The sequence below is a fragment of the Sinomonas sp. ASV486 genome (assembly GCF_030908215.1).
Classification (GTDB): domain Bacteria; phylum Actinomycetota; class Actinomycetes; order Actinomycetales; family Micrococcaceae; genus Sinomonas; species Sinomonas puerhi.
Window position 1 is genome coordinate 102,744 of record NZ_JAVFJK010000009.1, and the last position, 24,801, is coordinate 127,544.

At 70.1% G+C, this 24,801-nt stretch carries 22 protein-coding genes and 1 tRNA gene; 11 read left to right on the plus strand and 12 right to left on the minus strand.

Annotated features, from left to right (window positions below; genetic code table 11):
* Positions 1–25: 25 nt before the first annotated feature.
* Both RBS60_RS13800 and RBS60_RS13805 read left to right on the plus strand, forming a co-directional pair.
* Positions 26–433, plus strand: coding sequence for a 6-carboxytetrahydropterin synthase (locus RBS60_RS13800; RefSeq protein WP_307958145.1), 408 nt, complete (start codon positions 26–28; stop codon positions 431–433).
* 25 nt (positions 434–458) lie between these two features.
* Entirely contained in the window at positions 459–1,703 is a 1,245-nt protein-coding gene (locus RBS60_RS13805; protein WP_307958146.1) for a glycosyltransferase, read from the plus strand.
* A gap of 466 nt (positions 1,704–2,169) precedes the next feature.
* On the opposite strand, the gene RBS60_RS13810 is transcribed toward RBS60_RS13805, so the two are convergent.
* The gene (locus RBS60_RS13810; RefSeq protein WP_307958147.1) at positions 2,170–2,490 is read right to left on the minus strand and encodes a cell division protein CrgA; all 321 of its coding nucleotides are present in this window, start codon (positions 2,488–2,490) and stop codon (positions 2,170–2,172) included.
* Positions 2,491–2,662: 172 nt separating this feature from the next.
* Between RBS60_RS13810 and RBS60_RS13815 the strand changes: the two genes are divergently transcribed.
* Positions 2,663–3,304 carry an aminodeoxychorismate/anthranilate synthase component II gene (locus tag RBS60_RS13815; protein WP_307958148.1) on the plus strand — a complete coding sequence of 214 codons (642 nt, stop codon included), beginning with the start codon at positions 2,663–2,665 and terminating at the stop codon, positions 3,302–3,304.
* A 33-nt stretch (positions 3,305–3,337) separates the two neighbouring features.
* Here the strand turns inward: RBS60_RS13815 and pknB are convergent, their stop codons facing one another.
* From pknB to RBS60_RS13850, 7 genes are read right to left on the minus strand one after another with little or no spacing between them, the layout of a single operon-like run.
* Positions 3,338–5,326, minus strand: a complete 1,989-nt coding sequence (gene pknB / locus RBS60_RS13820) for a Stk1 family PASTA domain-containing Ser/Thr kinase (RefSeq protein ID WP_307958149.1) — start codon at positions 5,324–5,326, stop codon at positions 3,338–3,340.
* 46 nt (positions 5,327–5,372) lie between these two features.
* Positions 5,373–7,043: a serine/threonine-protein kinase gene (locus RBS60_RS13825; protein WP_307958150.1), complete on the minus strand. Its 1,671-nt coding sequence runs from the start codon at positions 7,041–7,043 to the stop codon at positions 5,373–5,375.
* The gene (locus RBS60_RS13830) at positions 7,040–8,503 is read right to left on the minus strand and encodes a penicillin-binding protein 2 (protein WP_307958151.1); all 1,464 of its coding nucleotides are present in this window, start codon (positions 8,501–8,503) and stop codon (positions 7,040–7,042) included. The genes RBS60_RS13825 and RBS60_RS13830 overlap by 4 nt, the downstream gene beginning before the upstream one ends.
* Complete coding sequence (locus RBS60_RS13835) at positions 8,500–9,939, minus strand: FtsW/RodA/SpoVE family cell cycle protein (RefSeq protein WP_307958152.1); 1,440 nt, start codon at positions 9,937–9,939, stop codon at positions 8,500–8,502. Before RBS60_RS13835 ends, RBS60_RS13830 begins: the two co-directional genes overlap by 4 nt.
* Complete coding sequence (locus RBS60_RS13840; protein ID WP_307958153.1) at positions 9,936–11,744, minus strand: protein phosphatase 2C domain-containing protein; 1,809 nt, start codon at positions 11,742–11,744, stop codon at positions 9,936–9,938. Before RBS60_RS13840 ends, RBS60_RS13835 begins: the two co-directional genes overlap by 4 nt.
* Before the next feature lie 2 nt (positions 11,745–11,746).
* A complete protein-coding gene (locus RBS60_RS13845; protein ID WP_307958154.1) occupies positions 11,747–12,220 on the minus strand; it encodes an FHA domain-containing protein in 474 nt (157 codons plus the stop codon).
* The gene (locus RBS60_RS13850) at positions 12,217–12,939 is read right to left on the minus strand and encodes a DUF3662 and FHA domain-containing protein (protein WP_307958155.1); all 723 of its coding nucleotides are present in this window, start codon (positions 12,937–12,939) and stop codon (positions 12,217–12,219) included. The genes RBS60_RS13845 and RBS60_RS13850 overlap by 4 nt, the downstream gene beginning before the upstream one ends.
* Before the next feature lie 343 nt (positions 12,940–13,282).
* On the opposite strand from RBS60_RS13850, the gene RBS60_RS13855 reads away from it, so the two are divergent.
* Positions 13,283–13,365, plus strand: a tRNA-Leu gene (locus RBS60_RS13855).
* Positions 13,366–13,853: 488 nt separating this feature from the next.
* Here the strand turns inward: RBS60_RS13855 and RBS60_RS13860 are convergent.
* Together RBS60_RS13860 and RBS60_RS13865 are read right to left on the minus strand one after the other, a co-directional pair.
* A complete protein-coding gene (locus RBS60_RS13860; RefSeq protein ID WP_307958156.1) occupies positions 13,854–14,510 on the minus strand; it encodes a hypothetical protein in 657 nt (218 codons plus the stop codon).
* A 258-nt stretch (positions 14,511–14,768) separates the two neighbouring features.
* Positions 14,769–16,271, minus strand: a complete 1,503-nt coding sequence (locus RBS60_RS13865; RefSeq protein WP_307958236.1) for a lipase maturation factor family protein — start codon at positions 16,269–16,271, stop codon at positions 14,769–14,771.
* Positions 16,272–16,337: 66 nt separating this feature from the next.
* Here RBS60_RS13865 and RBS60_RS13870 point away from each other — a divergent pair, with 66 nt between their 5' ends.
* The gene (locus tag RBS60_RS13870; RefSeq protein WP_307958157.1) at positions 16,338–17,030 is read left to right on the plus strand and encodes a CrcB family protein; all 693 of its coding nucleotides are present in this window, start codon (positions 16,338–16,340) and stop codon (positions 17,028–17,030) included.
* Positions 17,027–17,407, plus strand: coding sequence for a CrcB family protein (locus RBS60_RS13875; protein ID WP_307958158.1), 381 nt, complete (start codon positions 17,027–17,029; stop codon positions 17,405–17,407). Before RBS60_RS13870 ends, RBS60_RS13875 begins: the two co-directional genes overlap by 4 nt.
* 76 nt (positions 17,408–17,483) lie before the next feature.
* On the opposite strand, the gene RBS60_RS13880 is transcribed toward RBS60_RS13875, so the two are convergent.
* Both RBS60_RS13880 and RBS60_RS13885 read right to left on the minus strand, forming a co-directional pair.
* The gene (locus RBS60_RS13880; protein ID WP_307958159.1) at positions 17,484–18,020 is read right to left on the minus strand and encodes a YbhB/YbcL family Raf kinase inhibitor-like protein; all 537 of its coding nucleotides are present in this window, start codon (positions 18,018–18,020) and stop codon (positions 17,484–17,486) included.
* A gap of 102 nt (positions 18,021–18,122) precedes the next feature.
* Positions 18,123–19,658 carry an MFS transporter gene (locus RBS60_RS13885; protein WP_307958160.1) on the minus strand — a complete coding sequence of 512 codons (1,536 nt, stop codon included), beginning with the start codon at positions 19,656–19,658 and terminating at the stop codon, positions 18,123–18,125.
* Between the two features lie 77 nt (positions 19,659–19,735).
* Between RBS60_RS13885 and RBS60_RS13890 the strand changes: the two genes are divergently transcribed.
* The 5 genes from RBS60_RS13890 to mltG all read left to right on the plus strand — a co-directional run bounded on the left by RBS60_RS13890 (position 19,736) and on the right by mltG (position 24,781).
* Positions 19,736–20,275, plus strand: coding sequence for a TetR/AcrR family transcriptional regulator (locus RBS60_RS13890; protein WP_307958161.1), 540 nt, complete (start codon positions 19,736–19,738; stop codon positions 20,273–20,275).
* 76 nt (positions 20,276–20,351) lie between these two features.
* Positions 20,352–21,221 (plus strand): tryptophan 2,3-dioxygenase, encoded by an 870-nt coding sequence (gene kynA / locus RBS60_RS13895; RefSeq protein WP_307958162.1) that lies wholly within the window; start codon positions 20,352–20,354, stop codon positions 21,219–21,221.
* A 2-nt stretch (positions 21,222–21,223) separates the two neighbouring features.
* The gene (locus tag RBS60_RS13900; RefSeq protein WP_307958163.1) at positions 21,224–22,495 is read left to right on the plus strand and encodes an aminotransferase class V-fold PLP-dependent enzyme; all 1,272 of its coding nucleotides are present in this window, start codon (positions 21,224–21,226) and stop codon (positions 22,493–22,495) included.
* Between the two features lie 65 nt (positions 22,496–22,560).
* Entirely contained in the window at positions 22,561–23,427 is an 867-nt protein-coding gene (locus RBS60_RS13905; protein ID WP_307958164.1) for a PaaX family transcriptional regulator C-terminal domain-containing protein, read from the plus strand.
* A gap of 334 nt (positions 23,428–23,761) precedes the next feature.
* Positions 23,762–24,781, plus strand: coding sequence for an endolytic transglycosylase MltG (mltG, locus tag RBS60_RS13910; RefSeq protein ID WP_307958165.1), 1,020 nt, complete (start codon positions 23,762–23,764; stop codon positions 24,779–24,781).
* Positions 24,782–24,801 lie beyond the last annotated feature (20 nt).

Here is a 24,801-nt window from a genome sequence, read left to right on the forward strand (position 1 = left end):
CGGCGCGCCCCAGACAAGGAGGAGCATGTTCAGCCTGACCGTCCGCGACCACGTCATGATCGCCCACAGCCTCCCGCGCCCTGCGTTCGGCCCGGCTCAGGGGCTCCACGGCGCCACTTTCGTCGTCGAGCTGACCCTGCGCGCGGAGGCCCTGGATGCCAACTCGACCGTGATGGACATTGGGGAGGCCACAGAAGTCCTCGCCGCGATCCTTGACGGCCTCCGGTACAGGAACCTCGACGAGCACCCGGACTTCTCCGGGCGCCTCACCACCACCGAGGTGCTCGCCCAGCACGTCGCCGTCTCGGCGGCAGAGCACCTCGGGCGCTTCGACCACCTCACCGCCGTCGAGGCCACCCTGCGCGAGAACCCGGACGCATGGGCCTCCTGCGCCCTCGAGCTGCGCCCGGCCGGGGACGGACGTCGCGGCTGACATGCCGGGCCCCGGGACCAGACCTGTGCTCCAGCCTGCGCCAGGGCCCGTGATCCGGCTCGTGGTCCCTGAGGGCCTCGGGTACACGTCGGGCGGCACGGTCTACAACACGCACGTCGCGGACGCGCTCCGCGGCCTCGGGGTGACGGTCGAGGTTGTAGGCGTCCCGGGGGCGTGGCCCGTCGGCACCGACGCCGACCGCCGCCGGCTCCGCGTCGCGCTCGACCTACCGGATGCGGCGGTGCTCGACGTCGCGGACGCCGCGGCGCTCGACGTGGCGTCCGCCGCAGCCCTGCACACTCACGGGGGCGCAACTGCCCGCAACAGCGCGATGGCCCCCGCATCCGGGGCGGCCCCGCCTGCGGCCCGGCGGGCCGTGCTCGTCGATGGGCTCCTCGCGCTCGGGGCCCCCGACGAGGTGTACGCGGCGGCCCAGGCTGCTGCGAGTAGCGGGGCGGCCCTCGGGATCCTGGTCCACATGTCCCTCGCCGACGCGCCCGGTCTGTCCGCAGAGGAGGCCGCACGGTCGGCGGCCCTCGAGCGCGAAGCCCTCGCCGCGGCGCGCACCGTCCTGGTCCCCAGCGACTTCGCTGCACGGCGTCTCGCCGAGCGTTACGGCACGTCCGCGCGGGTGGCGAGGCCCGGCGTCGTGCGGGTGCCAGCCGCCCCGGGGAGCCTTGCCGAAGGCCGAGCGCCGCACCTGCTGTGCCTCGCGGCGCTCCTGCCCGGGAAGGGGCAGCTGCGGTTGGTGCGCGCGCTCGGCGAGCTGCGGGAGATGCCGTGGACGTTGACGCTCGCGGGTCACGACGCCGCGGACCCGGGCTACGCGCACGCCGTCGCCGTGGAGGCTGCACGGCTCGGGATCGCGGACCGCGTCCTGATCCCGGGCGAGCTGCGCGGGCCCGCGCTCGAGACCGAGTGGTCGCGGACGGACCTCACGGTGCTCGCTTCTGTCTCGGAGACGTTCGGGCTCGCCGTCGCGGAATCGCTCGCGCGCGGGGTGCCGGCACTGGTGGGCGCAGGAACGGGCGCGGCCGAGGCGCTCGGCCTCTCGCTCGCGGGGGGCCTCGGACCGGCCGGAACGGTCGTAGGGACTCCCGGGCGCGGAACCGATCCCCTCACCGCCGAGCTCGGACGATGGCTCGCGGATCCTACCGTGCGTGCCAGATGGCGGGCCGCGGCCCGCGCGGCGAGGCCCCTCCTGCCGGGCTGGGAGTCGACGGCGCTGGGCGTTGCCCGCGCGCTCGGCGTGGGCGCCCTGCAGCCCTGAGAGCCGCCAAGGTCGCGACGGCCGTGACGAGGGCTGCGGCGACGTGCACCACCACGAGCAGGTGCAGGTCGACTGGCGCTGACACCGAGGAACCCACCTCAGGCCCCGCGGCCGCTCCGTGAACATGCCCCGAGGGGTGGAAGAGCGGCGCGTTCGCGCCCGCGAGGGCAGTGAACGCCAGATGGAGCGCCTGCTGGACGAGCCCGCTGGACACGCCGAGGACCCAAGGGGCGAGCGGTACCCGCGCCGCCGCAGCGGCTAGCAGGCTCACCGAGGCCGCAAGGGCCACGACCACCACGGCTGGGGGACTCGCGCCGCCCGAGACGAGATGGGCGGCCAACCCCAGGCCTACCGCCAGCGGACCCGCGACGGCCGCAGCGAACGCTGACCTGCGCCGTGCAAGGACTGATACTGTCTCCACACCTGCAGTTCGGAGCGGTCGGCCCGGCGGATGGGCCCGGAGCGACTACTTGCCGCGCCAGCCCAGAGTCATGAGGAACCCGGTGATCGCGATCGCGAACCCGATCATGATGTTCCAGTTCCCCAGCTGCGGGAAGGGGAACAGTCCCTGGGTCACGTAGAACGTGATGATCCAGAGCAGGCCCACTACCATGAGCCCGAACATGACGTACTTGTACCACTCCGGCGTGGGCCCCTGAGCACGGGCTGCGCGGCGCTGGCGCTTGGCCTTCTTGGCGGCCCGGCGCGCGGCCTCCCGCGCGGCATCCTTGGGCGCTGACTTCCGCTGGGCGGCCTTCTGCTGGGGCTTGCCCGTCGACTCCGGCACTGAACCTCCTCGGGGCCCGCCTCGATCACGGCGCTGCCCGCTTGGTATCCTGCAGACACCGCCGATGTGCCGGGGTGTTCTGCTGTCTGAAACGTCTGCAGTGACTGTCACTGGTCTGCACGCCAGTGTATCCCGGCGCGCTGGCCCGCCCACTCCACGATTGGCCCGCTCCATGTCTACGCGCATCCTCGTCATCGACAACTACGACTCGTTCGTCTACACCCTCGTCGGCTACCTCCAGCAGCTGGGTGCCGAGACGACCGTGGTGAGGAACGACGACGTCTCGCTCGCCGAAGCGATCGAGCTTGCCGCCGCACGCGACGGCGTGCTCATCTCACCCGGACCAGGCAATCCCGCCGAGGCAGGCGTGTGCATCGAGCTCATCAAGTGGTGCGGCGAGCAGGCGAAGCCGATGTTCGGCGTGTGCCTGGGCCTCCAGGCCCTCGCCGAGGCGTACGGCGGAACCGTGACGCATGCCCCCGAACTCATGCACGGCAAGACCTCTCTCGTGGAGCACGAGGGCAAGAGCGTATTCGAGGGCCTGCCGAGTCCCCTCACGGCCACCCGGTACCACTCGCTCGCGGCCGTCGCCGAGACCATCCCCGACGTCCTCGAGGTCACGGCCCACACGCATTCCGGCGTCATCATGGGGCTCCAGCACCGCTCGGCACCCCTCTGCGGAGTCCAGTTCCACCCCGAGAGCGTGCTCACAGAAGGCGGCTACCAGATGCTCGGCACGTGGCTCGAGTCCCTGGGGCTCCACGGCGCAGCCGAGAAGGCCTCGACCCTGAGCCCGCTCATCACCGCAGGCTGACCCGAGGGCCAGCGGGCCCCATGCCCGGCTGGGTCAGGGCCCGTTGCCCTTCTTGGACGCCGAAGACGTCGGCGACGGCGTGGCGCTCGGCGTAGGACTCGGCGCCGGGGCTGGCGCCTTGGCCACGATGAGGGTCACGGTTCCGCCCTGATCGATGGTGCCGCCCAGCGGCGACTGATCGGTGACCGTCCCCGGCGCAACGACGGAGTTCTCCTGCTCCTGGACGGTCGCGCTGAGCCCCTTGTCGGAGAGCGCCTTCCGCGCCGCGTCCACGGATTCGCCGCGGACGTCGGGAACGTCGACCTTGCCGCTCGAGATCGTGAGTTCCACCTCGGTGCCGATGCCCACGGTCTGGCCGACGCCCGGGTTCGTCGAGATGACGGTCCCGATCGGCGCCTTCGGATCGTTGGCCTGCACCGCGCGCGGCTTGACCGTGAGTCCGAGGCCCTGGAGGGTCGATCTGGCTCCGGCCTCGGTCGCCCCGATGATCGAGTCCGGGATGACCGCGTTGGAGGGTCCGTCCGAGATGTCCAGCGTGATCGAGGCGCCCTTTGCGAGCTGGGTACCCGCGTCGGGCACGGTCCGGATCGCCTTGCCCTTGGGGACGGAGGGATCCTTGGGGTGCTTGATGTCCGGCTGGAGCCCGAGCCCCTGCAGCTTGAGCGCAGCCTCCGTCTCGGACATGTTCGTCACGGAGGGCACCGTGATCATCTGCACCGCGGAGGGCTGGTTCATGTAGTTGTACAGCACGATCCCGCCGCCGCCCGCGATCAGCAGGGCGGCGATGATCAGGGCGACGATCCAGGTCCTCCGGCGCCCGCGCCCGCGCCGGGCGCGCTCCTCGTCGCGGGCGTCGTCGAACTGGATGAGTCCGGCGGCCGGGGGTGGGACCGCGGGGATCTCGCCGGTGTCACCGAGATGGGACGACGACGGCGGCCCGTCACCTACGCCGCCGGCTGAGCCTTCGGTGCTCTCCGTGCCCGCTGCGCTCTCGGTGCCGTGCGCCGATTCACCGGCAGCTCCCGCAGCCCCCGCTCCGACGAGGCCGACGGCGACGGTCGGGATCCCGTCGTCGTCCGCGCCCTCGACAGAGCCCACCGCCGCTGCTGCTGCCGCTGCTGCCACCGCGGCAGCAGCACCCATGGCTGCGGCCCGCGCAGGAACGGACACCCCGGCCCGCGCTGCCCGGAGGGCGCGCTGGAACGCCGCGGCGCTCGCGAACCGGTTCTCGGGGTCCTTCTCGAGCGCGCGGTCCAGCACGCTCTGGAGCGCCGGGGTGACGTCTGGATTGAACTCCGCCGCCGGAGCCGCCGCGGACTGGACATGCTGGAGGGCCACGGAGACCGCCGATTCGCCGACGAACGGGGGCCTGCCGGTGAGCAGCTCGTAGAGGAGGCAGCCCGTGGAGTACAGGTCACTGCGCGCGTCCACGGTCTCGCCCTGCGCCTGCTCGGGGGAGAGGTACTGGGCGGTGCCCACCACGGCCTGGGTCTGGGTCATGGTCGCGGAGGTGTCCGCGGTGGCACGGGCGATGCCGAAGTCCATGACCTTGACCGCGCCCGGACCGTCGCACACCATGACGTTGGCGGGCTTGATGTCCCGGTGGACGATCCCCTGGCGGTGGCTGTACTCGAGGGCCGCGAGCACGCTGAGCGTGTAGTCCACGCATTCGTCGACGGAGAGCTTCCGCTCCCGTGCGAGGTCGCGCAGCGTCTGACCGTCCACGTACTCCATGACGATGTACGGCACGGCGACGCTGTGCGGGGACAGTGGCTCTGCGTTGTGCTCGCCCGTGTCGTACACGGCAACGATCGAGGGGTGGTTCAGGCCGGCGACGGCGCGTGCCTCGCGCTCGAACCGGGTCCGGAACTGCCCGTCCCGAGCCATGTCGGGGCGAAGCATCTTCACGGCCACCGTGCGGGCGAGCCGCAGGTCAAGGCCCTCGTACACGTCCGCCATGCCACCCCGGCCGATGAGGCCGCCGAGCTCGTATCGGCCCGAGAGGACGATCGGAGCGGGCATCGTCTCGTCCTCTCGTAGGGGCGGATGGGCGGAATGGGTCACGGAATCAGCTGCCAGGTGCGCCGGGGAGTACGGAGGCCAGAGCGCCGGACGTCGGGGTGGGGGCCCCCGAGCGGTTGGACGTCGGGGACGTAGGCGGCGCGGCGGACGTCTGCGGCAGGGTCACCGGCGGCTGCACCGAGAGGTACGTGACGGTGATGTTGGAGTTTGCAGGCACCTGTCCTCCCGGTGAGACACTCGTGACGGCCCCCTGGATCCCCGTCTGCGACTGGACGGCGACGAGCGTGACACTCAGTCCCAGCGCCTCCAGCTGGTTCTGCACGTCAGTGTAGTTCTTGCCGAGGTAGGCGGCGGGGACCACGTTGACCGTGGCGGCCGTCGTCTGGGCCCTCGTGCTCGACGGCGGCGCGGACGAGGTGGTGCTGGGCGGAGCGCTCGACGCGGTGGTCGACTTCGAGGCGCTCGGGGAAGGCAGCGGCGTCGGGCTGAACAGCCCGGCGTTGGAGAGCCAGACGCCAATCAGCACGAACAGCAGCAGGAGGATGAGTCCCACCAGTGGCCACGTGAGTGGGCTGCGCTTGCGGGGCTTCTGCCGCCTTTGCGCTTCGGTCTCCTCGTCGTCCAACGGCGCGTAGAGCGGATGGTTCGGGTCCTCGGATGCCGCGGCACCGGCGTCGTCCGTCTCGACCATCGGCAGGGCCGACGTCGCGGGCGCGCCGTGCGCTGCCGCCGCACCGGCTGCGGCGGCCACCGCGGCGGCGCCCGCCAGGCCGGCACCGCCCACGACGGCGGTCGGGGCGGTCTGCTGATGCATGCGGCCCGTCGGGACTGCGCCCATGGCCTCGGTCGCGTCGCCCGTGAGGAGCATGCCGGGGACCGCAGCCTGCGCGGCCCTGATGTCCCCGCGGCGGAGCGCCTCGGCTGCCTCGGCGAGCTTGATCGCGTTGGCGGGGCGGCTGCGCGGGTCCTTGGCGAGCATCGACATGAGCAGGGCGCGGACGGGGGCAGGGATGTGCTCGGGCAGCGGCGGAGGGGCGTCATTGACCTGGGCGAGGGCGATGGCGATCTGGCTCTCGCCCGAGAACGGGCGGTGGCCCGTCAGGCACTCGTAGCCGATCACGCCGAGCGCGTAGATGTCGCTCGAGCCCGTGGCCTGCTGGCCCGTGGCCTGCTCCGGCGCGAGGTACTGCGCGGTGCCCATGACCTGGCCGGTCTGCGTCAGCGGCACCTGGTCGGCGAGACGCGCAATGCCGAAGTCTGTGACCTTGACCCGGTGGTCCGGGGTGATGAGCAGGTTGCCCGGCTTGACGTCCCGGTGCACGAGGCCCTGCCCGTGCGCAACGGCGAGGGCGCGGGCCGTCTGCGCAATGATGTTCAGGGTCCGGTCCGGCGAGAGGACGCGCTCGCGCTCGAGGATGGCGGAGAGCGGCTCGCCGGGGACGAGCTCCATGACGAGGTAGGCCGACCCCTCGGCCTCGCCGTAGTCGAACACGTTCGCGATGCCGCTGTGGTTCAGCAGCGCCGTGTGCCTGGCCTCGGCGCGGAACCGCTCGAGGAAGCTGGGATCGCCCGCGTACTCCTCCTTGAGGATCTTGATCGCGACGATGCGCCCCAGGACCTCGTCCCGGGCGCGCCACACCTCACCCATGCCGCCGATGGCGATCCGGCTCTGCAGCTGGTACCTGCTGCCCAAGGTGATGCCAGACGTCGGTCTCACTTCTTCAACACCGCCTCAAAGATCTTCTTCGCTGTGGGACTGGTCAGAGCGGCGCCGGTACGGACGTCGACGCCTTCCATGACGACCGTCACCTCCACCTGGGGGTTGTCCGCCGGGGCAAACCCGGTGAACCAGGAGTTGTTGAGCCCCGAGGCGCCGAGTTCCGCCGTGCCGGTCTTGCCCGCCACCTGCACGCCTGGCACCGCGGCGCCGCCGGCGATGCCCTGGGAGACGACCATGGTCATCCACTGGGTGATCTGCCGGGCAATCTCGGGGGTCGTGGACGTGCGGAGCACCTCGGGCTTGGCCGCCGAGACGACGTGCAGGTCGGGGGCCGTGATCTGCTTCACAAGCGAGGGCTTCATCTGGACTCCGCCGTTGGCGATGGCGCTCGTCATGAGCGCGATCTGCAGGGGCGAGGCCTTGACGTCGAACTGGCCGATCGCGGACTGCGCGAGCTGCGCCTGGTTCAGATTCTGCGGCCACACGCCGGCGGAGTAGTCGAGGTGGAGCTGGTCTCCGGCGTCCTGCCCGAAGCCGAAGGCCGCGGCCTGCTTGCCAATCGCGTCCTGCCCGAGGTCGAGGGCGATCGAGGCGAAGGGCGTGTTGCAGGACTGCTCGAGCGCGAACGCGAAGTCGGCCTGGTCCCGCGTGTAGCAGTTGCCGCCCGCGTAGTTGGGCAGCTGCGTGGAGGTCCCGGGCAGGGTCATCTGCGCTGGGTTCGGCAGGACCGAGTCCTTGTTGTACTTGCCCGAGGCAAGGGCCGCCGCCGTGTCGATGAGCTTGAACACCGAACCGGGGGCCAGGAGTGCGCCCGTTGGCCCGCTCACGCTCTGGTTGAGGTTGATGCCGGGCTGCGCCTGGATCTTCTTCATGGAGGCCTGCGCGGCCGCCTGATCCTGCGTGGCGACCAGGTTCGGGTCGTAGCTGGGCTTCGAGACCATCGCGATGATGGCGCCGGTCTTCGGGTTGGTCACCACGATCGAGCCGCGCTGGCCGTCCGGGACGAGGCTGTAGGCGAGCTTCTGGATCGCGGGGTCGATTGTGAGCTCGACCGAGGCACCCTGGGGTTGTTCGCCGAGGAAGAGCTGGCGGATCCGGTCGAGGAGGAGCTCGTCCGACTTGCCCGTCAGGGTCGAGTTCATCGAGTTCTCGATGCCCGAGGAGCCGTAGATGTTCGAGTAGTAGCCCGAGAGGCCCGCGTAGAGCGCCGCCTCGCCCGGGTAGGTCCTCTGGAACTTGCACGTGTCCGAGCCGCTCGACACCGACTGCGCGATCGGCATGCCCGCGACGAGGATCGGCCCGCGCTCCTGGCAGAACGTCTGCAGGATGGCGCGGTTGTTCTGGGGGTTCTTGTTGAGATCGTCGGCGCCGATCACCTGCACATAGCTGATGGCGCCCAGCAGGAGGGCGAACATGACGGCGAGCGCCACCCATGCGTTGCGTATGGCCTGGTTCACTGGGTCCTCACCGCCTGGGTCGTGTTCGTGTCGCCGATCCGATTTCGGCCGCCGCTGCGCCTCGTGCGGGCGGACGACGGCGCGTCGGGCCCGCCGTCGTCCGCGAGCGGTGCCGTGTTAACCGGTCTGCGTGCGGCGTTCGAGATGACGAGCAGGAGCGCGACGATGATCCAGTTCGCGAGGAGGGATGAGCCGCCCGCGGCGAGGAACGGCGTCGTGAGGCCCGTGAGCGGGATGAGGCGGGTGACGCCGCCGAAGATCACGAAGACCTGGAGCCCGACTGCCGAGGCGAGCCCCGAGGCGAGCAGCTTGCCGAAGGAGTCCCGGGCGCCGAGCGCAGCGCGGAATCCGCGGGAGACGAGGATCGCGTAGAGCATGACGATGGCGAAGAGCCCGACGAGACCGAGCTCCTCGCCGAGCGAGGCCACGATCATGTCCGAGTGCGCGAACGGGACGAGGTCGGGGCGGCCTTGGCCGATTCCCGTGCCGAGCAGGCCGCCGTTGGCCATGCCGAAGAGGCCTTGGACGATCTGGTAGCTGCCGCCGTTCGCACGCCCGTAGACGTCCGGCGAGAAGGCATTGAGCCAGCCGTCGATGCGCAAGCGGATGTGCGGGAGCGCAAGGCTCGCGCCCATCGCGCCGGTGAACATGAGGATCACGCCGAGGATCGCCCAGCTGGCGCGGCTCGTGGCGATGTAGATCGTCGAGATGAAGATGCCGAAGAACAGGATCGACATGCCCAGATCGTGCTGGAAGATCAGGATGCCGATCGCCGCAATCCACGCCACGACCATGGGGCCCAGGTCCCGGAAGCGCGGCAGCTGGAGCCTTCCGATTCGGCGGCCCGCGAGGAGGATGAGGTCGCGGTTCGTCGAGAGGTAGCCCGCGAAGAAGAAAGCGATGGTGATCTTGGCGACCTCGCCGGGCTGGAAGGTGGAGCCGCCCACGCGGATCCACACCTGGGCGCCGTTGATCTCACCGGCCGTGATGCCCGGGACGAGCGGCATGAGCAAGAGGACGGCGCTCAGGATGAGTGAGATGTAGGTGAAGCGGCGCAGGATCCGGTGGTCCTTGAGGAACCAGATCACGGCCAGGGCCAAGACCATGCCCACCACGGTCCAGCGGGCCTGGGTGTTGCCGTAGTCCGTGTCGGGAGTGTCCAGCCGGTGGATCATCGCGAGGCCGATCCCGTTCAGCGTCACGACGATCGGAAGGATGATCGGATCGGCATACTTCGCCCGGAAGCGGAGCACTGTATGAATGGCCAAGGATGGAACGGCTAGGAGCGCGGCTTGGAGCCAGAAGTCGCGGCCGAACGCCGTGCCGTCCTGGAGGCCCTGCATCATGTTCGCGCCGATCGCCACGGCCAACGCCAGGGTCAGGAGCGCGAGCTCCACGTTGCGCCGCGGCTTCACCGTGGTCTCGACGCCGCTCATCGGGTGCCTCCCAGACAGGGGTCGGGCGTGGTGGTCGGGCTCGCGGTGGCCGAGCCAGTCGGTGCTGGCCCGCCGGATGCGGAGCCCGACGGCGACGGGCTCGGGGTGGCGCTAGTGGCGCCGCTCGCGGCGCCCGAGGCTGTCGGGCTCGCGGTTGCGCCCGAGCCGGGAAGGCAGCCGCGGGGATCGCTCTGGATGTAGTGCACGATGTCCTCCGCTGCCTCGAGCCCGTCTGTCGGGACGCCGGCGCGCAGCCGCTGCTGCGTATACCCGCTCAGGGAATCGATCGGGATGTTCGTGGCGCTGTGAACGTGCGAGAGCGCGATCGGGCCGAGCTGCTGTGAGACGCCGTTGTAGATGGCCACCCGGTTGTCGTACACCCCGACGTAGTAGCGGGTCTGCGTCCAGGTGTAGCCGAACCAGACACCGAGGATGAGGATGAGCGCGGCTATCGCGCCGAGCCCGATCCGGAACCAGCGGCGCAGGAGCCTGCGGTTGGGCGAGACGGGGTCATCGACGTCCTCGACGGGTTCTGGGCTGCGGTGCGTGAGGACTGTTGCGGCACGGCGTGCTGCCGTGCGGCTCGCCACGGCGGGAAGGGATCCGCTCGCCGCAGCCGCGGCTGCGGCGCCCACGAGCTCGTGCGGGCGGCTGTCGAGCTCCCGCCGCAGCACCTCGGCGGAGAGGTGGGCGCCGAGGTTGGGGTCTGTCTGCGGCTCCTCGCGCCGTGGCGGCATCGGAGTCTCGTCGGAGTCGGACGCGGTGGCCTCTGCGGAGCCGGCATCTACGGACGTGGTTCCGGCGGGGCCGCCGGTTTCAGCCGCACGTGTGCCGTCGCCGGAAGCGGCGGCACGGGCTGCTGGTGCAGCTGGAGGCGCTGCTGGGCCCGAACGGGGGGTACCCGCCGGTTCGGCGGCCGCGGGAGCAGGGCTGGGAGCGGCCTTGGCGGTGTCCGAGCGGGGTGGCTGTGCCGCGGCGGCGGACGTCACGGGGGTGCGCGCGGCCGCGGCCGCGGTGAGGATCGCGGCAGCCGAGGTCGGCGCGGGAGGTGCGGCCTCGTCGTCGTCCTCCTCCGCGGAGACCACGTCGGCGACGATCACGGTGACATTGTCCGGCGCGCCGGCGGCGAGCGTGAGCTCGACGAGGCGGTCCGCGCACTCGGCTCGGTCCTCGATCTCGCGCAGGGTTCGCGTCACGAGGGGCAGCGGAACGTAGTTGAGCCCATCGGAGCACAGGAGCCACCGCTCGCCTTCGACCGCGGGGAAGGTCGCGAGGTCCAGCTCGGGGCTCGCGTCCACATCGCCGAGTACCCGCATCAGCACATTCTTGTGCGGGTGGGTCTCGGCCTCCTCGGGACGGAGACGGCCCTCATTGATCAGGCGCTGGACGAACGTGTGGTCCGTGGAGACCTGCTCGAGGTCGTTCCCGCGGAGCCGGTAGGCCCGGGAGTCGCCGATGTGTGCGAACGCGAAGCTGCCGCCGGACAGCAGCAGTGCCGTCACCGTGGTGCCCATCCCGGCCAGGAGCGGATTGGAGCTCACGAGCTCGGAGAGGAGGGAGTTCGCGGTCTGGATCTCGTCTGCGAGCTGCGTCGTTGCCTCGCCTTCGGCGTAGCGGCCGTGGTCCAGATGGATGAGGTCCAGGACAGTCGAGGCGCTCGCCACATCGCCGCCCGCGTGCCCGCCCATGCCGTCGGCGACGACGACAAGGTGACGGCCCGCGTAGGCGGAGTCGTCATTCTTTGCGCGCAGCCGGCCCACGTCGGAGCGGGCTGCGTAGCGCAGGATCAGCGGGGCATCAGCCAAGGTCAGGGCCTCAGCTCGATCACGGTCTTGCCGATGCGGATCGGCACGCCCAGCTCGACAGGCTGGGCGCGCGTGAGCTGCTGGTCGGCAAGGTACGTGCCGTTCGTGGAGCCGAGGTCTTCGATGAACCAGCGGCTGCCCTGGGGGAACAGTCTGGCGTGGCGTCCGGACGCGTAGTCGTCCTCGAGAACGAGCGTGGCCTCTTGGGCGCGGCCGAGGAGCACGGGGACGCCTTCGAGCGGAATGCTCGTTCCGGACAGCGGGCCCTCTACCACGACGAGCTGTCGGGCCTGCTGGCGGGCGGGCGGCTCGGCGAGCTCCGGGTTCCGCCGGACCTGGCGTGCGGTCGGTGCGCCGGTCTTGTTGCGGCTTCCGATCGCGAGGTCACGGCGCATGGCCCCCACCACGCTGAAGACCAGAACCCACATCAGGGCCAGGAAGCCCAGTCGCAGAGCGGTGAGCGTCAGTTCGTTCACGCGTTTCCTCCCCGGGATGCCGGAAGCATGCGGAAGATGATCTTGGTGCGGCCCATCGTGATGGCAGTGCCGTCGTGGAGCTCCTCGCTGCCCACGAGGCGGTGGCCGTTGATGTAGCTGCCGTTGGTTGAGCCCAAGTCCACGGCGAAGGTGCTGCCCCCGTCCGTGCGGATCTCGAGGTGGCGGCGCGAGACGCCCGTGTCGTCGACGACGATGTCGGCTTCAGTCGATCGGCCCAGCACAACGGAGTCAGCGTTGACCGAGTACCGCTGCCCATCGATCTCCAGCACGGGGGACAGCGCGACCGGCGGCCTCGAGGGGGCTACCGGGACGTTCGGGCGGGACTGGCCCCTCTCGGTGCGCGATACGACCTCGAACTCCCCCGCCTTGAGCGCGGCATCGTGGCGGAACGAGAAGCGCACCGGGCCCTGCAGCGTGTAGTCCTGTGACCGGGCGTGCTTGACCGCGACGTCGCAGAGCTCTTCGGCGAGCGGCTGGCCCCACGTCCGGGCCCGCTCGAAGTCCTGGTCGGAGAGATGCGCCTCGAACACGTTGGGAGCGAGCGTACGGCCCTGGTCAATCGAGAAGGCCTGGCGGTCCATTTCGCGGCGGAGCCGGCTCGCGATCTCGACGGGCTGGACCTGACCCTTCGAGCCGGTGGAGAAGACACCGTGGACGGCCTTCTCGATGCCGCGTTCAAGCCTGTCGAGCAATCCCATGCCCTCTCCCTTCCGTACTCACTTGCGTGCTGTCGCGCTGATTTGTGCGACGTTGGGCGTAGTTCTCCCGCGTCCGCACTCGTTCGAGCAGGATGCGCAGTCCTCAACCGATACTACTGGGCGGCTCTGGGTCCCGCCTGAACGGTACCGTTCCGGACTCGTAACGATGGATTGACGGCGGAGGAGTCCGTACCCGTCCCGCTGGTGCCGCGCGCTGGACCCTCTGACCGCGGCTGACAGCGGTGCCCGATCCCGCGATTTCGCAATCCGCGATCGGCTCGGCTATGCTGGTTCTCGCTGCTTTCGCGGGTTCAGGGGTGTTTTCCTGCCGCGGAGGTGTTGCGCGCGAGTGGCGGAACGGCAGACGCGCTGGCTTCAGGTGCCAGTGTCCGAAAGGGCGTGCGGGTTCAAATCCCGCCTCGCGCACCGCTGACGGAGGGCCCCGGTCGATGACCGGGGCCCTCCGCGTTCTCCGGCCTTCACCCAGAATTCACTTCGACCAGATTTTCACTCGCCGGGGGCGCCATCAGTCCTTGAGCCCGATCGGCCGGGTGAGTACCAGCAGCGGGGTGACGACCCACCGCTGGTGCGTCTCGCGGAATTCCGCGTGGCTCGAGAACTCGTACAGGGCGGACCCTGCGCGGATCCAGCGGGGCCGCTCGCCGCACTCAGGCGGCCCAGTCGCCCGACGTACCGGACGGGGATGTGGATCGGGCTTCAGAAATCGTCTGAACGAGATGTCCGAAGCTCCCTGCGCGGCCCGGTCCGCCGGGGAGGTGTTGCTCAAGGTGCGGCAGGGTCTGTCCATGGCCCGGCGACCCGCCTCCGCCGGTACCGGTGATCACATGCTCAGGGGTACCGCCCGCGGCGTGGTGGTGCAGGGCTGAGGAGTGGAGGAGCCGCAGATCCTCCGGCTACTGGAACGGCGTCAGCGAGAACGCCTTGAAGGCAATGCCGCCCGAGACGTGGAACGGCGTTCCCACCTGTACCCCGTAGCACTTGGCGGTCACGGACAGTTTGGTGTCCGCGGTGAGTCTGATGGAAGTGGTGTTCGTCGTCGGCGACGAAAGCGGAACCCCATTCAGCTTGACATCGAAGAAGAAGTCACCCCCGGCAGTACGGCAGTCCGACGACGAGATCGTGTTGAGGATCGGATCCAGCGCGAAGACCGTCCCCGCCGGAAGGACCTCGCTCCCCGTGATGGTCGCCTCGAGGGCGTAGTAGGTGGTCGAGCCGGAGAATGACCAGAACCGCTCGCTCCCACCGGCCGGTCCCGCTGGACCCTGGGCCCCCGTAAGACCGCTGGGCCCCTGCGGGCCGGCCGGCCCCGCCGGACCCTGCGGGCCGATGCTGTTCCAGCTGATCGTCTGATCGTGGGTCGCGCACTGGGGCTGTGTGGTTCCGACCGAGCTGAGGGTCTGGCCCGGAGTGAGGCACGCATAGAACGTCTGCCCTGCGTTGACGCTCGCCGCCACTGCCGCAGGGACGAGCGCTGCGCCTGTCACGAGGAGCGCAAGCCCCGCACCGATCGCCACGCGGTGGGCGCCAATGAATCGCTGGATGACTGTCACGTCTGTCCTCTCTGAGTCACGTCACCATCGCATGCCGATGGCGCCTCCAGCCCGGCGCCTCCCCGCACCGATGCCGCTGCCCCGAGACAGTGTGTCCACACGCCTTTATAGTGTCGCCCTGCGCAATGCGCAATGGTCCGGCCTCACCCGACTGGGGGGGTGCGCGAAACGCGGCACCTGCCTTATCCAGGACCTACCCACGGAGTGCGAGGGCTGGGGCGTGCCGAGGGGACCACGCTCGAAGTCGAAGACCCGTCATCAGTCCTTGAGCCCGATCGGCCGGATGAGCACCCGCAGCGGTGTGACGACCCACCGCTGGTGCGTCTCGCGGAATTCCGCGTGGCTCGAGAACTCGTACAGGGCGGACCGGGCGCGGATCCAGCGGGGCCGCTCGCCGTCGAACGGATCCTCGCGCAGGAGCCTGAGCATGGCGGGGTCCGCGTTCAGGAGCTTCATGAGGAACGTGTAGAACCACTCCTCGTGCACGGTGCGCAGCGGCAGGAACCACATGAGCCAGTCGAGCCGCAGATGGTAGGGCGCCCACTGCCGCGGGATCCGCTCCGGCTCACCGGGCTTGCCGCGGAACCGGTATTCGCGCCACTCGGCGTCCTCGGCGGGCACCGTATCGAGCGTTCCCTCCACGACGATCTCCACGCGGTTCTTGGTCACCGAGCCGAAGGCCCCGTACGTGTTCACGAGCTGCCACCGGTTGAAGGAGGCGTTCATGAGCTGCTGCCTCGAGACGAGGTTCTTCGCGGGCCACCACGACAGCACAAGCAGGAGCAATGACGCGGCAAGCACGACGGCGACCCACACCCAGGCGGACCAGTCGCCCGAGGCGGGCCACGCCGTCGTGCGCCCTGTGTTCTCCGAGGAGGCGGCGTTCCACGCCGCCGACGAGAGGTCCGCTGGCACGAAGGGGAGCACTGCGTGCACGGCGGAGTCGCCCATGGCTGCGAAGGCGAGGATGATCGCTGACCAGTTGAGCCACGCGAAGTTCCCCGAGAGCACGAGCCACAGCTGCGTCACGACGACCACCGCCGCCGCGACAGATCCCACGGGCTGCGGGAAGAAGAGGAAGAACGGCACAACGAGCTGTGCGACGTGGTTCCCCACGACCTCTGAGCGGTGCATCCATTTCGGCAGGAGGTGGAACTGCCGGCTCAGCGGGCCCGGCATGGGCTGGGTCTCGTGGTGGTAGTACAGCGCGGTGAGATTGCGCCACTCGGCCCCGCCGCGGATCTTGATCATCCCTGCGCCGAACTCGAGCCGGAACACGAGCCACACGAGAAGGATGAGGACGGGCCGCGGCGGCGGGACCTGGTCCGAGCCGAGGAACGCGACGGTGAATCCCGCCTCGAGCAGGAGCATCTCCCACCCGAAGCCGTAGAACGTCTGGCCCACGTTCACGATCGACATGTACAGGGCCCACAACACGAGGAACGCCACGAGGGGCACCCACCAAGGCCCCATCTGTGGGACGCCGACGACCAGCAGCCCCGCGACCACGAGCCCCACGGCACACACCCAGCGGAACAGCCGGTCAGAGTAGCGGAAGCGGAAGAGGCTTGGGCGGCGCAGGCGATGGAATCCCGCGAGGTACTCGGGGGCGGGCAGGAGGCCGTGTTCGCCCACGAGCGCGGGGAACTGGTTGAGGCTCGAGAGGAACGCGACGAAGAAGAGGGCCGCGACGCCGCGCTGCAGCATCCAGCGGGCCACCTCGGAGTCGGTGGCTGCGAACCAATCCGTGAACCAGGACACTGCGTCCACGGTTCCACGCTACGCCGGGGCCTCGCGCACAGGGAGAGGCGGTAGGCTCTATCCGCCGTGACCAGTGACCCCAAGCCCGCGCCTTCCGTGCCCGGCACCGCGCACGACGCCGGAGCCGCGCCCGCCGCTGACCACACGCCGTCGCGTCTACCTGCGCCCGCGCGTTTCGCGCATCCGTTCTCCCCAAGCGTCCTGACGCTCGTGTTCGCCGGCGGGATACTCGGGGCGCTGTCACGCTGGGCGCTCGGCACCGTGATCCCGGCTCCGGACGGCTGGCCCCTCGCCACGCTGCTGATCAATCTGGCCGGGGCCCTCGCGCTCGGTGGGCTGCTCGAGTCCCTGGCCCGCCGTGGGCCGGACGTGGGCCCCCGCCGCCTCGTGCGCCTGACCGCAGGGACAGGGTTCCTCGGCGCGTTCACCACCTACTCGACGCTCGCCGTCGAGGGCTCGCGCCTCCTCATCGCCGGCCGCGCGGCCGACGGCGTGTGGTACCTCGCGCTGAGCCTGCTCGGGGGCGCTGCGGCGACCCTCGTCGGGGTTGCTGGAGCAGCGTGGCTGCACCGCGAGGACCGGCGCGGCCTGGCCGCCGAGGCCCACGTTGCGGCGCACCCCCACGGGGGCGGCCACCCCCACCCCACTTCTGAAGGTCAGGTTCTGGAGGTCACCTCAAGTGACTCCCAGAAGATGACCCTCAAACGGAGCGCGGAGCGCCAGCCGGGCCCCGACGGCATCTCGGAGGATTCCCGGTGAACCCGGCCGAGGTGCTGCTGCTGGGAGTTGCGGGCGGGCTCGGCGCCGTCGCGCGCTATGTGCTCGACACCGCGGTGAGCCGCCGAGTGAAGGCCCCGCTGCCCGTCGCAACGATCTCCATCAACGTGAGTGGGTCGCTGCTCCTGGGCCTCATAGCCGGTGCCGTGCTCGCTGGCGCCGATCCCGCGCTGCAGGCGGTGCTCGGGACGGGATTCCTCGGCGGGTACACGACCTTTTCGACCGCGAGCTACCAGAGCGTGAGCCTCGCGCTCAGCGGGAGGTGGGCGGCCGCCGTCGTGAACGGGGTCGGAACGCTCGCGCTGTGCCTCGCGGCCGCGCTCGGCGGACTCGCGCTCGGCGGCGCGCTCACGGTCTGAGCCCGGGCGCACGACGGCGCGCGACCACTCCTGCGGGATCAACGCCCCGCGGAAGTGGCCACGCAAGCCGTCTCGACTAGGCGATCTCGCCGGTCGGGACCATCACGGCGCGTGCGAGCGTGTGGAAGAAGATGTTGAAGCCCAAGAACGCCGGCGATGCGTCTGCCCCGACGCCGAGGTCCTCGACGTCGAGGGCGTGCACGGTGATGAAGTACCGGTGTGGCCCGTGCCCGGAGGGAGGGGCGGCGCCGACGAACTGCGCGGTGCCGGCGTCGTTCCTCAGCTGGAACGCGCCAGTCGGCAGGAGTTCGCCGGACGCGGTCCCTGCGCCCTCGGGCAGTTCGGTCACGGACGCCGGGATGTTCACGACCGCCCAGTGCCAGAAGCCGGATTGGGTGGGCGCGTCGGGGTCGTAGACGGTGACAGCGAAGCTCTTGGTGCCCTCGGGGGCTCCCGACCACGAGAGCTGGGGCGAGATGTCCTCACCGCCGGGGACGTCGAACGCCCCGGAGTACTGCGGCGCGGGCCAGGGCTCGCCGTCCGCAGCCGTGGTGCTCGTGACGGTGAAGGCCGCCGTCGGCGGGATGCGGTCAAACGGATCGTTGCCACTCATCGTGACTCCTCTCTCCGGTGTGAGGCGTCTGTGCGAGGCGACAGACACCTTCGCGTCCGATCTTACGGAGGGTACCGACGAGCCGCGGGCCGGTCGAAGCGGTCAGGCTGACCGGGACGCGTCGCGTGTCCGCAGCGCCCGGAGCACGACGACGGCAGCCCCCGCCATGAGCACGGCTGCGATAGCGGACGTGGAGGCCACGCCGGAATCGAACGCTCGGCGGGCGGAGTCCAGGAGCGCTCCGGCGGCGTCCGGGGGAAGGAGGCTCGCGGCGTCGACCGCTCCGCCGAGGGTCTCGCGGGCCTGGGCTGCGGCCTCGGCCGGGAGCCCCGCCGGGACCTGGACTCCGAGTCGGTACGCCGCGCCGAGGATACTGCCGAGGATCGCCGTACCGAGAACGGCGCCAAGCTCATAGGCGGTCTCCGAGATGGCGGACGCCGCGCCGGCCTTCGCGGGCGGCACGGAGGCGAGGATGAGGTCGTTGGAGAGCGTCTCCGCGAGTCCCACACCGACGCCCACCACCGCGAAGCCCGTCAGGAGCGCAGGCATCGACCCGTCTCGCCCGAAGGCCAGGACCACGGCGTAGCCCGCGGCGTTCATCACGAGGCCCGCGACCATGACGGACGCCGCCGAGAACCGCGAGGCCAGCCGCACCGCCGCAAGGCCCGCAACCACCGAGAGGGCGGCGCCAGGAAGCATGAGGAGGCCCGCGTCCAGCGGACTGGCCCCCGCCACGAGCTGCAGGTGCTGCGACAAGAAGTACATGAAGCCCACGAGCGAGAAGAAGCTCACGAGGTTCGCGCCGATGCTCGCGCTGAACATGGGTCGCGCGAACAGCCGCACATCCAGCATGGGCCGTTCCCTTGTGAGCTGGCGGCGCACGAACGCTGTCCCGAGCCCCAAGCCCAGGAGGACGGCAGCGGCAGCCGCGGGGCCGCCGTCGTGCGCGATCTCCTTGATACCCCATACGAGGGCGACGGCGGCGGTCACCACGAGTGCGATGCTCACCGGATCGACGGGCGACGGCGCAGGGTCGCGGGATTCGGGCACGAGGACAGGGGTGAGGAGCAGCGCCGGGACGAGCATCGGCACGGCGATGAGGAAGACGGAGCCCCAAGGGAAGTGCTCGAGCAGCACGCCGCCCAGCAGGGGCCCGAAGGCCGCACCCCCGGAGTAGACCGAGGCCCAGATGGCCACGGCGAGGCGGCGTTCGCGGGCGTTGTCGAAGATGTTGCGGATGAGCGAGAGAGTGGCGGGCATGAGCATCGAGCCGAAGATGCCGATCGCCGCGCGCGCCGCGATGAGCTGGCCCGCAGTGGTGGCGAACGCGGCCGCGACGGAGACGATTGCGAAGCCGGTCGCGCCGATGAGGAGGATCCGGCGGCGGCCGATGCGGTCGCCGATCGAGCCCATCGGCACGAGGAGGCCGGCGAGCACGAGCGCGTAGACGTCCACGATCCACAGCATCTCGGTTGAGGTCGGCTTGAGGGCGAGGGAAATCGCGGGCACGGCGAAGCCCAGCACCGTGTTGTCCACCGAGATGAGCAGCACGGGGATCATGAGCGTCGCGAGCGCGAGCCAGCGGCGTGTGCTGGTTGATGTGGCTGATGCCTGGACCTGAGGCGTGGTCTGGTTCATCGGAGGCTCCCTTGAACGTTGATGGAATAACTATACCGACTAGACGGTATAGTTACAACTCCACGTACAGTGGGCCTATGCCCAGACCCCCGAAGGCCCGAGCGGCGATCCTCGAGGCGTACCGAGAGCTCCTCGTGTCCGACGGCGAGCGCGCCGCGACGATGGACGCCGTCGCTGCAGCGGCGGGCGTCTCGAAGGGCGGGCTCCTCTACCACTTCAAGAACAAGGACGCGCTCGCCGAGGGTCTCCTCGTCTGGCTGCGCGAGGCCGCCGCGGCGGACCGCGAGCGGATGGCCGCCGCCGAGGAGGGCCCGTCGCGATATTTCGTCCGGACGTCGGTGAGCACGGGCTCAGACCTCGATCGGCTGTTCGTCTCCGCCGTGCGCCTCGCCCAGGCCGGGCACGCGGGTGCCCTGAGGGCGCTCGAGGAGCTCGACGCGGCGTGGCTCGGGATCATCCGCGACGAGGTCGCAGACCCGGCCGTGTCTGCCGCGGTCATGCTCATCGGCGAGGGGCTCTACTACTACTCGACCCTCGCGGGGACATGGCCCGAGGAGGCCTTCGGGACGACGGTCGAGGACCTGCTCGGCGTCGTCGACCGCCTGCGGGAGGCGTGAGGGGACGCATCTTGCGGATCCCCAGCAGTCATTTCACTATCTTGACGGTCGTCATGCGAGTGATAGAGTGAGTGGTATGTCCCAGACCACACCTGAAGAGTCTGCCGGCGTCCGCAAGATCGAAGACTCCGTCCGAACCGACTTCCGCGGCGCCATGACCTACGGGCGCTACCTCGCGCTCGACGAGCTCCTGCACGCCCAGCGCCCGCAGAGCCAGCCCGAGCACCACGACGAGCTGCTCTTCATCGTCCAGCACCAGACGAGCGAGCTGTGGCTCAAGCTCGTCCTGCACGAGCTTCTCGAGGCGCGTCGCCTCATGGATGCCGACGACCTCGGCAAGGCACTCAAGTGCCTCGCCCGCGTCAAGGCCATCCAGCGCACGCTGACCGAACAGTGGAGCGTCCTCGGCACCCTGACGCCCCGCGAGTACGCCCAGTTCCGTGGCTCGCTCGGCAACTCCTCAGGCTTCCAGTCCTACCAGTACCGCGCCATCGAATTCGTGCTCGGCAACAAGCACGCGCGGATGCTTGAGGTGTTCACGAGCGAGCCCGAGGCGCACGCGCTGCTCGCCCGGATCCTCGAGGAGCCCACCGTCTACGATGCGTTCCTGCGGCTCGTGGCCCGCAGTGGCTACGACGTCCCCGAGGACATCCTGACCCGTGACGTGCGTGAACCGTGGACTATGCGCGAGGACCTCGTGCCCGTCTTCCAGCGGATCTACGAGGAGGATTCGACCCCCTGGGGCCTCTACGAGGCGTGCGAGAGCCTCGTAGACCTCGAGGACAACTTCCAGGCCTGGCGCTTCCGCCACCTCCGCACGGTCCAGCGGACCATCGGCTTCAAGCGCGGTACCGGCGGCTCCTCTGGCGTCGATTTCCTCAAGCGCGCGCTGGACCTGACCTTCTTCCCCGAGCTGTACGCCGTCCGCACCGCGATCGGAGCCTGAACATGACAGACCTCAGCACCTCCACCCAGGCCGCGCACGACGGCATGCTGGACGCAGCAGCGCTCGACGCCGCCGACCCACTCGCCCATTTCCGCAACCGTTTCCTCGGGTGCGACGGTCCCAACGGTGGCCCGGTCGTCGCCTACCTAGACGGCAACTCCCTCGGCCGTCCGCTGGCAGACACCGCCGAGCGGCTCGCAGAGTTCACCGCCGGCCCGTGGGGCCAGCGCCTCATCCGGGCCTGGGACGAGCAGTGGATGGACGAGCCCGTCCGCCTCGGCGATCGTCTCGGCGAGGTCGTGCTCGGCGCCGCGCGAGGCCAGACCATCGTCGCGGACTCGACGTCGGTCATGATCTACAAGCTAGTGCGCGCCGCCTTCGACGCGCAGGCCCCAACGGGTCGGGACGAGATCGTGGTCGATCTCGAGAACTTCCCGACGGACCGATTCATCGTCGAGGGCATCGCCGCGGAGCGCGGGGCGACGATCCGCTCGATCGAGCCCGACCCTGACACCGGGGTGACGCCGGCGGACGTCGAGTCCGTGCTCGGCCCACGCACCGCCGTCGTGCTCCTGTCCCACGTCGCGTACCGCTCGGGGTTCATCGCCGACGCCGCCGCAATCACCGACGTCGTGCACCGCGCCGGAGGGCTCGTGGCGTGGGACCTGTGCCACTCGGCCGGGTCGGTGCCGGTCGAGCTCGATGCGTGGGGCGCTGACCTCGCCGTCGGCTGCACCTACAAGTACCTCAACGGAGGCCCCGGCTCGCCCGCCTTCGGCTACGTGCGCCGCGACCTCCAGGACCGGCTGCTCCAGCCGATCTGGGGCTGGATGGGAGCCGCCGACCCATTCGGCATGACCGACTCGTACGCGCCCGCTGCCGGGATCCGCCGTTTCATCACCGGCACCCCGCCGATCCTCGCGATGCAGCCACTCTCTGCCATGGTCGAGGTCATTGCCGAGGCCGGCATGGATGCCATCCGGGCCAAGTCCGTGCAGCTCACCGAGTTCGCCGCGGCCCTGAGCGAGCGGTTCCTGGTACCCCTCGGCGTCGAGCTCGCGAGCCCCAGCGACCCCGCCGAGCGGGGCTCGCACGTCACCCTCAACCACCCGCGCTTCCGTGAGGTCACCGCGATGCTCTGGGAGCGGGGGGTCATCCCGGACTTCCGCCCCCCTCGCGGGCTGCGCGTGGGCCTCTCGCCACTGAGCACCTCGTTCGCAGAGGTTCAGGCGGGGATTGAGGCGATCCGGGACGCCCTGACTGAGCTCGCATGAGCGCCGTCGAGCAGCGCGGGGGCGCCGGCTCCGCACCATCACCCTCTGCGTTCAGCATTGGGGCAGTGGATGTTGTCCACGCCACGACGGGGTTCACCGATGTCCTGCCCCGCGTCACGGACGACATGGTGTCGAGGCCCGGCAGCGCGGTCTCCCTCCTGCGGACCGTTGTGGGCTTGTACCTGCGCGAGGCTGGCGGGTGGATGCCTACAGACGCCTTCCTCGCCCTGCTCGGGGCACTGGGCGTCCCTGTGCCGCAGGCGCGCACCGCGCTGAGCCGGGTCAAGCAGCGCGGCCTCCTTGAGGCGGAGGCGCAGGACGGCGTCCCCGGCCTCGCGCTCGCGCCCGGGGCCGTCGCGATGCTCGCCCGGGGCGACCGCCGCATCCACGAGCCGCGCAGCATGGCGGCCGACGGCGAATGGTGCCTCATCGTGTTCTCGATCCCGGAGGCGATGCGCGATGCGCGGCACCAGCTGCGCAGGCAGCTCAAATGGATCGGCTGCGGGACTGTGGAGTCGGGCGTATGGATCTGCCCGGACTTCCTGCGCGGGGAGGTCGAGGACGTCATCGGGGGGCTGGGGCTGAGCGGTCATGTCGTGCTGTTCACCGCCCGGGGCCTCCCCGCGGGACCGGTCGCGGCCGGGCAGGTGGGGCACTGGTGGGACCTTGAGGCGATTGCGGAGCTGCACCGGGAGTTCATCGACGGGCAGTCACGCGTGCCGGAACGCAGTGCGGGGCCGGCCGAGAGCTTCGCCGCGTACGTGGAGTGCATCGACGCGTGGCGCGTCATTCCGTACCTCGATCCGGGCCTGCCGCCCGAGCTGCTGCCGCAGGACTGGCCGGGGCCCGAGTGCATCGCCCTGTTCCGGCGCATCCGCGAGGTGCACGCGGGGCCGGCGTGGGAGTTCGTGCGCCGGGTTCTGGCTGCGTGAGGAACCGCGCCCAACGCGGAGTATTGACTTCCGTTCGTTTGACCGCCTGAGAAAAGGGGTAACTGTCTGATCGTTGCGTGAGACCGGAACCCCTCGGGGGGCCCGTCGCCACGCGGTCAGGACACGCGATCAAGGCAGGAGGACGGACACTGTGATCACCCCCGAGTATCAAAGCCAGCCTTCCGCCGCCCCCACGACAACGGTCTCCGAGCTCTTGGACGTGCCGCCCGATCAGAGTGCGCCAGGGGTGTCGACCGTCGATCCTGCAGGGGGCGAGCCTCCTTCCGGGGGCAGTGCCCAGGGGCGGCGTCCGCTCCGGAACGCGGCGATTGCCATGAGCGCTGCCTTGGCCCTCGTGGTTGCCGGTTCGGTGGTGGGCGCGCTTGTGCTGCGCTCAGCCCTCGGAATGGACAAGGTCTCGGATTACGCGGGTCCCGGTGACGGACAGGTCCAAGTCAACGTCCAGCCGGGAACCGGCCTCGTCGCGGTGGCGCAAGAGCTGAAGCAGGAGGGCGTCGTCGCGGACACCGATACCTTCGTCCGCGCCTTTGCCGACGTCGGGGGGAAGCTCCACCCCGGCGGCTTCACCTTCAAGAAGCAGATGAAGGCCTCCGACGCGGCGCAGCTCCTCGCAGACGACAATTCGAAGGTCATCTACTTTGCGCTCAGCGCTGGGCTCCGCCTCAACGAGTCGCTCGACACAATCGCGAAGTCCGCGAGCGTCGACCGCAAGGACCTCGACAAGCTCAACGCCGAGCCCGCGCAGTTCGGGCTCCCCTCTCAGGCCACGAACCTCGAGGGCTACTTGGCCCCGGGTGAGTACCGCTTCCCCACGGGGACGGCTGCGAAGGACATTCTCGCCGCGCTCGTCTCGGCCACCGTCGAAGAACTCAAGAAGGCTGGGATCACCGATCCCGCGAAGCAGCACGAGGTGCTCACCGTCGCGAGCATCGTGCAGGCCGAGGGCGGCCGGGCCGACTACGGAAACGTGGCCGGGGCCATCTACAACCGGCTCAAGCCGAACGATCAGACCGATGGCCTCGTCCAGTCCGATGCGACCGTCACTTATGGACTCGGCACCAAGACGGTCCAGCTCACGGACGCGCAGAAGGCAGACACCAACAACGCCTACAACACCTACGTCCATCCCGGCCTTCCGCCCGGACCCATCGGCTCGCCCGGATCGAACGCCGTCGCAGCGGCAGCGCACCCGACGGCCAATGACTTCCTGTTCTGGGTGACCGTCAACCTCGACACGGGTGAGACGAAGTTCGCGAAGACGTACGCGGAGCATCAGGCCAACGTGGCTCAGTACCAGCAGTGGTGCGCGGCTAACGCCGGGAAATGCGCTTGAGCGCAGCGGCTCGCCCCTGA

Bases quoted from the DNA above. Each gene is read 5' to 3' on its own strand.
- RBS60_RS13800 (WP_307958145.1), top strand. From the start codon at position 26: ATGTTCAGCCTGACCGTCCGCGACCACGTCATGATCGCCCACAGCCTC.
- RBS60_RS13815 (WP_307958148.1), top strand. From the start codon at position 2,663: ATGTCTACGCGCATCCTCGTCATCGACAACTACGACTCGTTCGTCTAC.
- pknB (WP_307958149.1), bottom strand. From the start codon at position 5,326: ATGCCCGCTCCGATCGTCCTCTCGGGCCGATACGAGCTCGGCGGCCTC.
- RBS60_RS13835 (WP_307958152.1), bottom strand. From the start codon at position 9,939: ATGAGCGGCGTCGAGACCACGGTGAAGCCGCGGCGCAACGTGGAGCTC.
- RBS60_RS13850 (WP_307958155.1), bottom strand. From the start codon at position 12,939: ATGGGATTGCTCGACAGGCTTGAACGCGGCATCGAGAAGGCCGTCCAC.
- RBS60_RS13880 (WP_307958159.1), bottom strand. From the start codon at position 18,020: ATGAGTGGCAACGATCCGTTTGACCGCATCCCGCCGACGGCGGCCTTC.
- RBS60_RS13885 (WP_307958160.1), bottom strand. From the start codon at position 19,658: ATGAACCAGACCACGCCTCAGGTCCAGGCATCAGCCACATCAACCAGC.
- RBS60_RS13890 (WP_307958161.1), top strand. From the start codon at position 19,736: ATGCCCAGACCCCCGAAGGCCCGAGCGGCGATCCTCGAGGCGTACCGA.
- kynA (WP_307958162.1), top strand. From the start codon at position 20,352: ATGTCCCAGACCACACCTGAAGAGTCTGCCGGCGTCCGCAAGATCGAA.
- RBS60_RS13900 (WP_307958163.1), top strand. From the start codon at position 21,224: ATGACAGACCTCAGCACCTCCACCCAGGCCGCGCACGACGGCATGCTG.
- mltG (WP_307958165.1), top strand. From the start codon at position 23,762: ATGAGCGCTGCCTTGGCCCTCGTGGTTGCCGGTTCGGTGGTGGGCGCG.